This window comes from Tunturiibacter psychrotolerans (genome assembly GCF_051013365.1).
Classification (GTDB): domain Bacteria; phylum Acidobacteriota; class Terriglobia; order Terriglobales; family Acidobacteriaceae; genus Edaphobacter; species Edaphobacter psychrotolerans_A.
Window position 1 is genome coordinate 5,283,801 of sequence record NZ_CP132941.1, and the last position, 13,404, is coordinate 5,297,204.

The following is a 13,404-nucleotide window of genomic DNA, read 5'->3' on the forward strand; positions in this document are numbered from 1 at the left end:
GTTTGAAAGCAGATCGAGCGAAGACATCAGCATTACGAGATGTGGCGGCTTCCGTGCCGTAGGCGTGAACAACGATTATGTTTTGGTTGTCTTTCGTGATTGAATCAAGGCGTTTGTAAGCACAAGTATGCTCCGGTTTTACACAGGGTGGGCTCGATTCATATCAAATCGTAGTCTGTTTCTCTTATCAAAGACCTAGTAGGCAACCACTATCTGACTTCCCGTTTTTCACGTACCCCCCGGCCCCCCTTTTCGCTATCGTTTCTAGCTCAGGATGAAAAACACTCCGGGGTTTAAACATAGTTTGGATTGGCACATAGGCCATTCACTTATGCACCCGGCGACTGTTATCTCGGCATCGTGCCTGGGCCAGACGCATGGAGCGGTCGAAGCCTAAGGCCATCTCCTCTTGGTTCAAACCTGGGCCGAGAGCTCGACCACGTCTCGAATGTTGTTGAAATGCCCCTACCCGCTTATTATTGTCCGAACACATTTAGCTGGGGGGACAATGTCACGACCAGTTCCCGCATTACGCACGCTTGGTTTATTGTTCTGTTCATCCCTTTGTTCTTCGAGCATTTCGTTCAGCCAAGCGACATCGCCCGCGCACGCGAATCAGCCGTGCGTCATCCTAAAGCGTATGGGCCCAGCAGACGAAGTGACCAGCCATCTCTATAGTTTCGGAATCCGGGGTAAGCAATTCCAGTTTGAAGGCGGAAAGCTTCCGGAAAACGTCAAGTTTCATGGCCGGCTGACTGATAACGATGTTCGCACGATCCAGAACGCCGGTGGTCGCGTAGAGATAGTCGAAGCTCACTTCACCGAGGAAGAGCTCGAGCGCGCTCGGAAAGCTGTGGGATTGACGACGGACCCCGCGCGTCGATACCCGCGACAACAGCTACCGCTGTCGTCGCTCCTTCAATTTCCGCAGCTTCTGTCACAGTAAAGTCGACTCCAGATGGCGCGGACACATCACTGTGGACGGCAAGTTTTCCGGCAGCACACCGTCGAAGCTCCAGTTGACCGAGGGGGCACACGTAATCCTGGTCGAGCAAACCGGCTATGCCGTTTGGCAGAGAACGGTCACTATCTCGCCTGGGAACGACATCAACATAAACGCCGTGCTGACGAAAACCCCAGGCACGCAATAAGTCTATGGGGAGGTGGCCCGTGCCTCGGGATACACAAGATCTTGATCAACTGCAAAAGATAGTGAACGGCGCTTGGAAGAAGCCTGCGCTTTCAAAACCCGCAGGATGGATCATCGATTGAATTCCGCGACATAATGACGCCTTAACATCTTTCCGATCACGAAAGCGGCAGCCAAAGCAATCGCGAAGAAAGGTACTAAGGTAGTGGTCGCCAAGGCGATTGCGGCCGGGTTGAAGAAGGCGGCGAAGCGATCGTCGAGGAAGACGTAAGATCATTCATGCAAAGGGCAGGGTAGAGATTCGCGGCTCTACCCCTGCTGGTAGTTGATAGGTTTCTGGTGTTAGTGAGTTAGGCTGTGGTGGGGGCTCACCAACATGTGGAAATGTTCCAATTGCGGCATGAATCTAACTGCGTTGAACCAGTCATTACACCGAACTAAGTGTGACGGCACAAAACAGCCGCATATGAAAAGCAGACCGGGCCGTGTGAAGTCTCCGAGCATGCGAATCTCAGGGGCAACCCTTAACCGCCTCGAGAAGGTAGAGGCTCGGCATATCCTCGAAAGCAATACGAATGCGGGTTCAAAGCTGATGCGGCTTCAAGAGGACTTGCCGCTCATGTTTGCTGAGTCTCCAAAGAAGATCGTGATCGAATGATCGGAGTCGTCGATGGACTGACAATCTTATACCGAGGCGAATGGAATATGCGGGGCTGCTCTGGATAGCGTAATCACACGGATGAACCCATAGCCAAAACAGAATAGGGCATCTCTCAACAAGGATGCCCCTTATTCACGTTTAGCTGTTATTGAAGTTAGAGTCGTGGCGGCCACTTGGCGATCTCCTCGAGCTTCTCCACTATGCTCATCACGGATCCACCCCACCTCACTGATGGTAATTGAAGCATGCTAGTTCTCTTAGCCTCGGCCACCCACTTCAAAAACAGCGTGTCTCCCTTCTCTTCGTCCTTGCTCTTGAGATCAATGTGGCAGAGTTCTTGAGCGACGATGTGCTCCGGGACGACATGCTCTCGACCGCTGACGGGACGATCACGTTCCCTGCCGACTACAACACTCTGAACGCCTGCACCCTAGTCTTCGCCGTCACCATCAAGTAGCCGCCAACGGTTAGTCTCTGCTCTACGTTGAACATCATTAAAAGGATCCGGCCTACGCTAACGCGTAGGCTTTTCGTTTCCTCCGCACACAGAATTAGTTGACATTGACGACATTCAGGCGTCATCTGATACAAGTTCGATCTCGAGAAGTCCTGCTGGAGTGGCTAATGTACATTCTGGATCCAAGCGCGTCGAAAAAGGGAGAGCAGGCCGACATTCTTTCAACTGGTCTTGTCGCGTCTTGCTACTTCTATTCCCTAGTCAAGTTTCTGGCTCATCATCTGAACAGACATAGTTTGCTTTTTATAGCGATATTCGGAATCTCAATCGCGCTCTTGTGTCTCTATCGTGTAGCGGCACAGATGCTCTATAGACCGACGGTAGATTCAATCGCCCCGCCTGAAATTCAGGAACGGTTCAATTTTGGCCTACTCGGAGAGCCAAAAGAGGAGAGACACGATGCCTCCTCCTGATACTGTTCCATCTACGACCCCACAACTACTGCAAGTGTCAACCGTCGGCATCGGTGGTGTGGGATTGGTGTTAGGCACAATGCTCAACGGATGGTTGACTATGCATCATTTTCCATCTGATTCCGGAGCGGTGCTCGTGCCAACCGCTTTTGTCAGCGCCCAAAAGCTCTTCCAGATGGGTGTACCGGCCTACACTCGATGGCGTGATCGCAAAACCCTCCTCACCCTGATGGACGAACTACTAAAGGAAATGATTACAAATCGGTTCAACGGCCCTGAGAGAAGAGATCTGACTATCGCAAGGACGCGTCTTAAGTATGATCGAAAAGCGTCGTTAGAGGACAGTTGGCAAATATTCCAGCGTGCTGAAGCGGCGCACTTGGCCTATCTGCAATCAGAGCAGTACGAGGTATCGCAGCTTCCTGACTAGGTTATGGTTGATTTCTACTGGAGTTAACCTTTCCTTCCAATCCACATTGCAGATTCACTGACGCAGGTGTTCGGATAAGTAGCTTTGTTAGAAGCCGCGGCTTCAACTACCATCAGTGTTCCCTCTAAACGGGAGGGGATTTTTCCTCGGAAGGGGAAGCGTACACCCTCCACTCGATACGTTCTCGATCGTCACCACGGGGGCCAATGAGCTCACGGAACCTATTCATGGCCGTATGCCAGTCATCCTGCATCCGCATGATTACGATCGGTGGCTGAATGACTACGATGAGTCTCGACCACCGATTGATCTCCTGCGTCCGTATGAGTCAGATGGAATGAAGATGACACCGGAGAATAGGCTTGTCGGGAATGTCAGAAACAAACGGTCCAGAGATGTAAACAGCGCCTGATCCTGGGCTGAGCATAAGAAGAATGTTGTTTGCTGGACGGTTATGAGAACGATCCCACCGCCTATAGGCCCGATACTACCCATTCCACCGCCTCCAATCACTTCCCTAAATGTTCAGATTGCTCTCACATTCGTGTGATACGTCGCTGGCGGAGTTCTCATTCTAACCGGCGGATTTGGTGGGTAAACCTAAAGAGCTTCGTTACAGCTAACGCGACCAACATGGCTGAGCAACTAGTTAACGACAAACTGGATCTTTAGCCGACTAAAGATCAAATCGACGCCGGCGTTCAGACACATCTGCCACCTTATGTAGAGATGGTTACGTGAGTACGATGAGGTGGTTCAGTGCTTACATATTCAGAACAGGAGGCGCGGCATCAATCTTTCCCGCCCTCAAATGATGGGCCGCTACGGGACTCTGAGCGCCTGGCTGTATAGCAGCGGCAGCGCCTTGACCCCAGAGCTCTCTTCAAAACTTGGGCAAAGATGCACGATTCCGCGTCGATGCGGAAACCGTTAGACTTCACAACAGCCAGGAGATTACAGCTTCCCCATGAGCATTTGATTCAATGCAGGAAAGAAAGGAGCGAACAAAGTGATGTTCTTGGAGGCCTCCGATACAAAGGCCTGATATGCCGTCAAGAAAGAGTCAGAACCGTATGTCTTTTCAAGTTCGTCGATGGAGTGGGCTGTAGTTACACGCTCAGAACTGTCGGAGATGGATTCTGTTTTCTTTCGTAATGCGGAGAGTAGTTCCTCCTTCGAGATGGTGACAGTAGTGGTGGGTTCCTCAGCCTGAAGGAGAATTTCGAGCGTATCTCCGTAATGTAGGAGGACTAATAGAGCACCCTCGATGTGTCCTGCGCCCTCTGGCGATGTAATGTAACTGATGATGGGCCAAAGCTTCTGGTAGACATCGAGGAGTACGGCTGCTTTCGAATCTGCGTTAAGCTGAACATTCGGGGAAGCCTGCACCAGACCATCAGGAAAAAGTGGCATATAGGTGGCCATTTCTTTCTGCTGCGCTACACTCTTGTCCAGCATTGTTTTTATGATCTTGTAGTTTGTCGTGCTGGGAGTGAGGGAATGAACGAATTCTACGGCGCTGCCGACCTCCTCCTCAAATGCGGACCCCAACGGCTGGGCGTAGTTACCAAACTTTGCGACTCCTTCCATGCAAGCGGAACGGCTCTGATCTGTGATAGGGGCTAGGATGGTCTGTATGGTTGAGCCCGGTAGATCTTTGAGGAGTGCGTCCGGATTGTCATTCACTACGGTCTTCAATGTTGAAATGGATATTTCCATCAACTTTCGCATTGGTATGCAGGACTCTTTGACGGTTCGCTCACTTGACATGACCGCAGTCATCAGCTCGCTAAACCGCTCAATGGCGCGGACGAGCCTTCCGCTGACCGTAATTTCTGCGCGCAAATTATTCCATTGCCCAGCCATTAGCTCAAACGGAGGCCATGCGAATTTGCCTGGGGAAGCGTTGATGGATTGCAGAGTTGATAGCGATTCTTCTGTTACCGGGATCGCCCACGCGATGGAGCCGCCTTCTGTGAGACTTCCAGAGACGATACCGACCAATTGGGAGTTCCACATCATAGGCCCACCGCTTAGACCGTTGAAAATGATTGTGGTGATGGGGAAGATGGTTACTTCGGGTAAGGCAAAGATAGGTGCGCTGGTTATCGGGTCTCTGAGAGCCTGTGATTTAAGGGGCGGCCGGGAAACGCTTGCTGTGACCGTTTGGTTGAAAAGTTCCGCAGAGTGACCGTAAAGGGTCACCGGTTCACCGCCTGTGAAAGTCGGTGAAGCGGATGCGACCTGTAAGTGTTGTAAGTTCTGTACCGGGCTATTGACTTTGATTATGGCGAGGTCTCGTTTCGGATCGACCGCTAAGACGGTGATGTCGGTGTATGTCTGCTTGTCGAAATTGACTTCGATAGTGCGTGCGTTGACAACGACATGATAGGCGGTCAAGATAGTGCCGTGATCGTCTATAAAGGAACCACTTCCGAGGCTTAGCCGATTTTCCGAGACTGTACAGAAAATTGCCACGATAGCATCGATCGGCCTCAGAGCTTGCGCTAGGCCGCCGATGGTGCATAAAAGAAGCAGTGATATTACTGCTGGAAGACGGATTTTCCTGTGAGTCCGCTGAACAGTCGCTCCGCAGAAGCAATACTGGACCATATAGCGCCACCTTACTGAGTATTTGGTAAGTCGGCCTGAAAGAGGGTTTCAATAATTCGATCGAATTCAACATACTTTGAAACTGCTTCCGTCATCCCGCTTGCGCCGGTGTCTGCGGAGAATATTTGAAGAACCTTTGCTTCTTGCTGAAAGTAGTCACGAATTCCAGACAGGGGAGCATCATCGGCGTACCGAGGCATTGACAGCACTTTCATCTTAAACTGAGCACTTGCCCGCAGCGCTTCAGCGATACTCCGACTGAGATTTGACCTAGCCTCAGTGGTGAGTTCTTCATTACGCTTGGTAAGCGGCAATCTCTCGATAAAATCTCCAAGCGGGTCTCCGATGCTCTCTAATGCCTGATTTGCAGTGACCAGAAGCGGAGGCAGGCTGTTGATGGCGGTGGAACACGCCGGAATTGTGGAGGCGAATGGCATAATAAAATCGATCTGAACGTCATTGGGGATACTACCTAGAAGTATGTTTGGGCTTTTTCTCAACAAATCTTCCGTCTTCGCGAGAGAGGTCTCAACACCAAGACGAGCCAACCTACAAGCTCTTCTCATTTCGGCCTCCTGAGTGGATAGCACGGATGTTATAGAAATGTACTGATCGAGGGCTCTCGCGAGACTGCCGCTCAGTGTAATCTCCGCTCTGAGAGTGTGTACATTAGTAGCCATCAAACGAAAGGCGGGCCAATCGAAAGCGCCGGCGGGACGACCGATTTGTTTCATCGCATCGACCGATCCTTGTGTGACAGGCATAGCCCAAGCGATGGAGCCTCCTTCGGTCAAGCTACCGGAGACGATGCCGATGACCTTTCCGTCGCGCAAGACCGGGCCTCCGCTGAGGCCCCCGAATATGACCGTGTTAAGTGGAAGCAGTGGGATATTTTCGAGAGCAAAGATGTGCTGGCTGCTCTTGGGATCTCTTATCTCCTGAGATAGCACTAAGTTGCGAGAGACCGTACCGGGAATTGTTTGATTGAAGACTTGGGCTGAATGGCCGTAGATGGTAACACTCTCTCCACCGATAAAGCTCGGCGCGCTTGTAGCGAGATCTAGGTAGGCGGGATGCAAGTCGAAATCGTTGACCTTTAGAAGTGCGAGATCGTGATCCGGGTCGACCCCCAAGACAGTAATGGAGGTATAAGGTTTGCCCGCGTATGTGATTTCGAGAGATTTGGCGTTGTCCACCACATGAAATGCAGTTAGGACTTTGCCGTCGCTGCTAATGAAGGAGCCAGTCCCAACACCGATACGTGTATCGGGAAGAGTCGAAAAGATTGCGACCAAGGATGTCACAGGTGTTTGAGCACCGGACGACGTCGATACGAGAAAAGCTAAAACGAAGAAGGAGCCACACCATCGCAGATTTATCATTTCAGTTCCGTCTGAAGTTGCGAACGAAGTTGCTTGTAAGCATCCGTATCAGAAATCAGATTGGCGGAGCGCTTGACGTCGATAGCTGTGGCAGCCGACAAAAGCTTGTCGCGCAGATACGGGCTTGGTTCGTTGCACGGTCCGGTTCGCGCGGGCCCGACAGACGCTGCCTGATTAGTATTTTGACCGATTGGCTTATCAGTGGGCTCAGATTGAACAACTCTGGCAGGAGTGTTGTTGCCAACGCTGGCAACGGGCCCGCTCACAACGGGGGGCGCGGGTTTGCTTTCATCGGTGTTTGATTTTGAGCTGGTGATGATCTCAGGGCTTAGCCATCGGTACTGAACAGCAAGAATTCCAGAGGTGGCTCCGATCAAAGTGCCTAAACACAACGCTGTCAGCAAACCGCCGGCTGTTCGGCGTTCGTCGGCCGAAAGATTCTTGAGAGTGACCAAGATAGAGCCGCCCATCACGGCGAACAGTAATCCGATGAGCTGAGACACCACGCTCTCAGCGGTCATGCCAGTAAGAGCTCCGACTAGTAATCCCAAGGTGAAGAAACCAACGACGAGGAACATGGCAACCGTCACAGCTATTAGATTTGGGAGCTATCGGCGCAAACATACGCGATCAGGTGTAAGAATGCAAGATTTTAAGGGGGCCCGTTGACCGGCCTAGTTCGTGTGAGCGAATACGCGGACCTTTCCAGACTGATATAGGTGGATACCCAAAGTGCCACTACGCATACCGCTGCAAGGGAGCAAATTTCATCCAAGCGGGGACGAGGCAGGGACGGTCGTTCTTCCGGACCAAAACCAAATGTCGGTTTTACCCCGGGTGGGCTCGATTCGTATGGAAACCTTTTCTCTTCTCTCTTGATAACTACCTAGTGGATATTTACGATTCGGTTCCCCGTTTTTCGCGTCCCCCCCTTCTTTCTCTAAAGTTTCTGATTCAAAATGAAAAACACTCCGGTGCGTGAACATGATTTGGATTCGACTAAAGGCCATTCTCTCTCAAGAGGGGCTCGAAAAAGAGACAGTTATCCTCCGTTACATTCACGCGTGGCGGTACAGCCGTTAGTGGGGACTAAGTTACATTTTTATGTAACGGATGCTCTCGATCCAGCACTAATGCGGTATCGAGGCACTTCAATGGACGATAGGCGTGGTCCAGTCGTTGCTGGTTTCGGCGGAGCGGCGTTAGCCGCGACGTTTTTAGCCGTTGGATTACCCACTACCCATCAAACCGCAGACGTACCTAGAGGAAACCCGCCTGTCGTCGCGTCAGTCGGTTCCCATGCTGACATTACATCCAATCAAGACGGCCCCTGGTACGCTTTTTGCCAGGAGTATGCGTCGACGGAGTTCGACCATGGAGAAGATCCTGCTCAAGAGCGGGGGATCAAAGGCCATCACGTCCCTGAAGAAGCGGAGGAAGGAACCGTCGAGATTACGCGCCAGATCCGCTCGAAAAAGAATGAGCCGGAAACAGAAAAGTTCAATGTTCGCAAACACATGGTTGGAGATTTGTCGGAGTGCGTACCAGACGGAGACCGGCTGCGCGTTGTGATCGCAATGGTGCCAGATCCAAATGCGACCCAGATGCGTCTAGACTTCGATCGCGACATCGTAGCGATCCAGAGTGCGGCTGCGGCCAAACACTACCTCTACACGCGCTATTGGTTTCCATGGAGACCGAACGATTGGACTCCTGATAAAGCCAACGACAGTGAAGCTGAGATAAGAAGACACCAAGAGCCGGGGATACTTTGCTTTCGTAAGGAAGACGGGCAAAATACAACGGATCGTCTTTTCGTTTTGATGGTTGGTGAGACCCCGACCTCAGGAGCTAACCGAATTCAATTAGCTCATGCTCTCTATTATGCGGAGCAGTTGAACCAATTTGATTCCGGGTCAAGCGCCGAACGGAAGCTGGACATAGCCGGACCCCATTTTTCTGCATCTTTCAAACCGATTCAGGATGTTCTCAAGAGGATCAGCGACGAGCACAAGAATGTGTCTCATCCTCTCGTCGCCAATTTAGTATCACCTGATGCTTCTGGACAGGACTATATTGGCGAATTCCAGAGATTCTGTTCAGATCTGTCACTCTGTCGCCTCCGTACGCTAACGCTTCGTTCAGACGAAGCGAATGAGGCAGCACTCGGGTTTCTGGGGAGTCTAGGTTACTCTTCTCATTTTGTTGCCGAGCTTAGTGAAGATGAGAGCGCGTTCGGTAACGGGCAGTTCAACCCAGTAGCCAATGCGGATGGAAATGAGGAGCATAAGAGTAAGTACGGTCTGCAATTGCATTTTCCACGGGACCTGTCTTCGCTAAGAACTTTGAGCGATGAAGAGAGCGCAAGGATTCTGAAGAATGGGTCAAAGTACATCAATCTTCCAGGCAATTCAATGCCGATTAAACTCGCTGCTCCTGAGCCAATCGACCGTGATTCACCACCAGCATTCGGATCCGAGCAAGAGGCAGCAGAAGTCGCAAGTTCACTTACGGAGTCGGTGCAAGAAATGCTCGCCCATCGAATCAGAGCAGTTGTCATTAGCGCGAGTAATCCCCTGGATCGTATTTACCTGTTGGAGTATTTGCATACCAAGTTGCCGGATATTCGGGTAGTCACAATTGACACAGACATGCTCGAACTGGATCGTCCACACTTCGTAGACCTGACGGGGACCCTCGCCGTTAGTGCCATTCCGACTATATCGGGCATGTCTGACATCTATGATCCGGGGGGACCTACGGCAAGCAGGCAATCAAGCCCGAGTCCACCATTGTCGTTTGAAAGTAGCCGCCAAGCAGGTGAATTCCTGACCGTCGAAACGTTACTAGAGGATAATACACAGGCCGAGGTTGCAGGGACGGGTGAGTCATGCTTTCTACTCACGGCAGTAGATGGCAGTGGTTTCAGACTTATAGCGCAAGATAAGCATGTGTCGGCAACGCCTCACTTTCCATGCTTTGTTGCTCAGAGCTCGGCAAACCCGAATGGAACGGTTGACCACAGTGAACCCTCGGAATATCTGACTCCACGAGAGCATACTAATCCTCCGGGCGTTTTCCTTGCTTTCTTATTCGGTTTGTTATGCCTGAACGCCGGGCATCTCCGATGTCTCTATGGATCGCGCCGTCGGATAGACGGGACGTTGAGCTACCCCGGTAGAGTGTCCCCGGAGTGGGAGCCTCATCGTTTGTATCTTCTCTTTGTCATCAACAACCAACTGATGCTCTTGAATCTTCTGGCTGCACGACTAGGCTTCAATTTGCTTTACGCGCAAAACAGTAGCAGTGGCACCAACGACGGTCGGTTGTCGGTACTTTTGTGTCCGCTAGCCTTCGCGACTGAAGGAACAATATTCCTTTCATGCTTCTATCTCGTTCAGTTCATCCGAAGCCACAAGAAGCTCGGATCGACAAAAACGAAGGAAATAGCAGTGGCGCAGATGTTGATTGCAAGTGTATTTGCCGTCTGGACAACAGGTATGATTTTCTCCCTGAATTTCGATCGCGCGGCCGGTGGCATATTGCTAGACCGCTTTACGCAACTCGGTGGCGGGTTATCCCCTGTCCTACCGATCACGGTGATCCTCGTCGGCTACTTCCTATGGGGCTGTACAAATCTCAGACGGCTTGACTGGGCCAACTCGCGAAAGGCTCATCTCGTCTTCGCAATGGGATTAAAGGATAAGCGTTTTCATGCCAGAGTGCACGCGCTCCAGATTTGTATCGACGAGTTGACTCCGACTAGACTCTCGGTCCAAGGGACAAGCTTATTACTTGCAGCGGTAGTCGCCCTGCTGCTGCGCCATAGCGTGAATGGTTTCGATGGGAATAGCTTTTATGTGTGGTTTTTGATCTGGGGCGTAGGCATGCTTCTTCTTACTGTCGCCATGACCTGCTACCAGGCGTGGTCGATATGGGACCACCTTAGAAAGCTTCTCGATTGGCTCGAGATGACACCGATGGCCGACGCTTTCAAGCGTATTGGTGACGACGGTACGCTTAGGATCAAGATCTGGGATCTGGTGAGGGCCGAGAAGTCTCTTAGTGTGCTGAGGAAAACAGTTGAGAGTATTGATCAAATCAAGGGAGCGGCTTCTTCTGAGGCTAAAGATGCGCAGGACAAGTTTGATGCTTTCGTGGAAAAGGATGCTCATCATCGTCAACTGGTACCAGGCCAGATCGACTCTCTCAGCGGATCTCTGAATATTTTAATGGATTCTGCCGCTGAATCTTTGCTAAGTCCTAGAGCGAACCGAACCCGAAGCATGGAGGATTTAGATGACTACCTGGCGCTAAGACTGGTTGCCTTAGTCCGGTATGCAATGCTTCATATTGGCTTGCTGATCTGCTTCGTCGCTTACGGTTATGTGCTCGCAGTTCTCTCGGTCATGTTTTACGCCTTCGAAGGACGTAGTCTGATCCAAGGATTACTCATATTGACTCTCGTAGCCCTGCTTATTGGAGTTGGCGCGATGATGGTGCAGTTCCAGAGGAATGGGATGCTAAGCCGATTAGAGAGCAGTGCGCCCGGACAAGTGAACTATGGGCAGCTGCTCTTTCATCTACTAGCCGTCGGTGGGCTCCCTCTCATTGCGCTTCTAACCTCTCAGTTTCCGAGCATCGCTAACTTCGCCTATTCTTTTCTCCGGCCGCTTCTTCATTAGTCCACTGGAAGGGAAGATCTTATTTTACTAAAGGGTCTCTCTTCTTTCTTGCAGCGAGCTCACCATCTTCGATGTGAATAGATTTTGGATGATCGAAATCAACCTCACATCAGGTTAGTTGAAGGACTCAGTCTTCCCACTCGGAAGAGCATCGAGCTTCGCCCTTTGAATGACACGATTTTCGGAGGCATTATGGCACAACTGCTTCGCGCTAAGAGCCCAAAGAATGTAGTCATCTGCTGTGATGGGACGGGCAACAAATACGGTGGTGACAACTCGAACGTCGTCAAACTCTACACGTGCCTGAATGTCAACGCGGGACAGCGTTGTTACTATCATCCTGGCGTAGGCACCATGGGAGACCCGCGACACACAAGCTGGGTCGGCAGAAAAGTCTCCATGTTCGGCGGTCTAGCTTTCGGGATAGGCTTCACCGACAATATGGCCGACGCTTACCGCTTCCTGATGGACCATTGTGCAGACGGCGATCACATCTATCTGTTCGGATTTTCACGCGGAGCTTATACGATTCGCGCTCTAGCGGGCGCTCTCCGCGTTTATGGACTACTCTGCAAAGGCAACGAGGGTCACCTTCCTTACCTACTTGCCATGTACTCAGCAAGGAGTCGGGATGCATTCAACAAAGGTGACCGAAAACAAATAGCGACAGACAGCCTATCGGATGGCTTCCGTGAAACGTTCTCCCGTACAGTTCCTATTCACTTCATGGGGTTATGGGATACCGTTTCGTCCGTCGGCGGCCTCTACGACCCCGTGAAGCTCCTTTACGATGGCCAGAACTCGATCGTTCGAAAAGCGCGACACGCGGTCTCCGTCGACGAACGTCGCTGCTTCTTCCAGGCGAATCTGCTCGGCAAGCCCCTCGGGCCGCCATTTACCCCGGTACTCACTGAGAACTACTCAAATCCAAACGATCAGGAGCAGGACATCGTTCAGGCTTGGTTCCCTGGTGTCCACTCCGACGTTGGCGGGAGTTACAAACAGGACGAGTCTTCTCCAGCTCTCGAGGCCCTCCGATGGATCCTTAGCGACGCTGAAGAAGATGGCCTTGAGATAAATGAAGAAAAGCGCAGCGCTATCTTCGGAGAGTCTTCACCTCGCTACCCTGGATTGGCACAGATGAACAGGCCACCCAAGGGTGAAAACCGGCTACACAAATCACTCACCATCAAGTGGGCTCTGCTTGAGGCTTTTCCTCACAAGTATTTCGACCAAGACGGCAAGAAAAGATGGCGCTTCACCCCGTGGCCACATAGCCGCGAGATCCCCGATGGATCTCTTCTCCATCCTAGTTTGCGACATCGCCTCGCCAAGATCGATTACGAGCCGAAGAATCTCGATCGCAACTGCATAGAAGACTTCAAGAGGTTATCGGCCCTCGATTACCATACGAAAGTTGCCGACAAACTTGAAAAGGGGAAGTACGGCGTTTACCGCCCAGATAAGAGAAGCCCTCAAAAAGTCTGAGGACTCTCCGCTCGCGAGGGCAGCAGCCGAAGCCGATCGCGAAGAAGGGTACGAAGGTAGTGGTG

General features: G+C 51.5%; 11 protein-coding genes. 8 read left to right on the forward strand and 3 right to left on the reverse strand.

The genetic code is table 11. The features are described 5' to 3' along the window. Positions 1-658 precede the first annotated feature (658 nt). The 6 genes from RBB76_RS22595 (at position 659) to RBB76_RS22620 (ending at position 3,583) form a co-directional block, all read left to right on the forward strand. Positions 659-946, forward strand: coding sequence for a hypothetical protein (locus tag RBB76_RS22595; protein WP_429630993.1), 288 nt, complete (start codon positions 659-661; stop codon positions 944-946). 31 nt (positions 947-977) lie between these two features. Continuing rightward, on the forward strand, positions 978-1,151 hold the full coding sequence (locus RBB76_RS22600; protein ID WP_429630991.1) for a PEGA domain-containing protein: 174 nt from the start codon (positions 978-980) through the stop codon (positions 1,149-1,151). Positions 1,152-1,652: 501 nt separating this feature from the next. Beyond that, on the forward strand, positions 1,653-1,808 hold the full coding sequence (locus RBB76_RS22605) for a hypothetical protein (protein WP_429630989.1): 156 nt from the start codon (positions 1,653-1,655) through the stop codon (positions 1,806-1,808). A gap of 328 nt (positions 1,809-2,136) precedes the next feature. Next, positions 2,137-2,268, forward strand: a complete 132-nt coding sequence (locus RBB76_RS22610) for a hypothetical protein (RefSeq protein ID WP_433963482.1) — start codon at positions 2,137-2,139, stop codon at positions 2,266-2,268. Positions 2,269-2,727: 459 nt separating this feature from the next. After that, positions 2,728-3,171, forward strand: coding sequence for a hypothetical protein (locus RBB76_RS22615; protein ID WP_429630985.1), 444 nt, complete (start codon positions 2,728-2,730; stop codon positions 3,169-3,171). Between the two features lie 115 nt (positions 3,172-3,286). Continuing rightward, entirely contained in the window at positions 3,287-3,583 is a 297-nt protein-coding gene (locus RBB76_RS22620) for an SOS response-associated peptidase family protein (protein WP_429630983.1), read from the forward strand. Positions 3,584-4,125: 542 nt separating this feature from the next. Here RBB76_RS22620 and RBB76_RS22625 read toward each other — a convergent pair. The 3 genes from RBB76_RS22625 to RBB76_RS22635 form a co-directional block, all read right to left on the reverse strand. Then, on the reverse strand, positions 4,126-5,649 hold the full coding sequence (locus tag RBB76_RS22625) for a trypsin-like peptidase domain-containing protein (protein ID WP_429630981.1): 1,524 nt from the start codon (positions 5,647-5,649) through the stop codon (positions 4,126-4,128). Positions 5,650-5,795: 146 nt separating this feature from the next. Continuing rightward, a complete protein-coding gene (locus tag RBB76_RS22630) occupies positions 5,796-7,166 on the reverse strand; it encodes a S1 family peptidase (RefSeq protein ID WP_429630979.1) in 1,371 nt (456 codons plus the stop codon). Next, a complete protein-coding gene (locus RBB76_RS22635) occupies positions 7,163-7,687 on the reverse strand; it encodes a hypothetical protein (protein WP_429630977.1) in 525 nt (174 codons plus the stop codon). The genes RBB76_RS22630 and RBB76_RS22635 overlap by 4 nt, the downstream gene beginning before the upstream one ends. Positions 7,688-8,320: 633 nt before the next feature. On the opposite strand from RBB76_RS22635, the gene RBB76_RS22640 reads away from it, so the two are divergent. Together RBB76_RS22640 and RBB76_RS22645 are read left to right on the forward strand one after the other, a co-directional pair. After that, positions 8,321-11,851, forward strand: coding sequence for a hypothetical protein (locus tag RBB76_RS22640; protein WP_429630976.1), 3,531 nt, complete (start codon positions 8,321-8,323; stop codon positions 11,849-11,851). Between the two features lie 192 nt (positions 11,852-12,043). Then, positions 12,044-13,339 (forward strand): T6SS phospholipase effector Tle1-like catalytic domain-containing protein, encoded by a 1,296-nt coding sequence (locus tag RBB76_RS22645; protein ID WP_429630974.1) that lies wholly within the window; start codon positions 12,044-12,046, stop codon positions 13,337-13,339. Positions 13,340-13,404: the final 65 nt, after the last annotated feature.

Coding starts and splice junctions, on each gene's coding strand:
- RBB76_RS22645 (WP_429630974.1), top strand. CDS start 12,044: ATGGCACAACTGCTTCGCGCTAAGAGCCCAAAGAATGTAGTCATCTGC.
- RBB76_RS22605 (WP_429630989.1), top strand. CDS start 1,653: ATGCGAATCTCAGGGGCAACCCTTAACCGCCTCGAGAAGGTAGAGGCT.
- RBB76_RS22615 (WP_429630985.1), top strand. CDS start 2,728: ATGCCTCCTCCTGATACTGTTCCATCTACGACCCCACAACTACTGCAA.
- RBB76_RS22630 (WP_429630979.1), bottom strand. CDS start 7,166: ATGATAAATCTGCGATGGTGTGGCTCCTTCTTCGTTTTAGCTTTTCTC.
- RBB76_RS22635 (WP_429630977.1), bottom strand. CDS start 7,687: ATGACCGCTGAGAGCGTGGTGTCTCAGCTCATCGGATTACTGTTCGCC.
- RBB76_RS22640 (WP_429630976.1), top strand. CDS start 8,321: ATGGACGATAGGCGTGGTCCAGTCGTTGCTGGTTTCGGCGGAGCGGCG.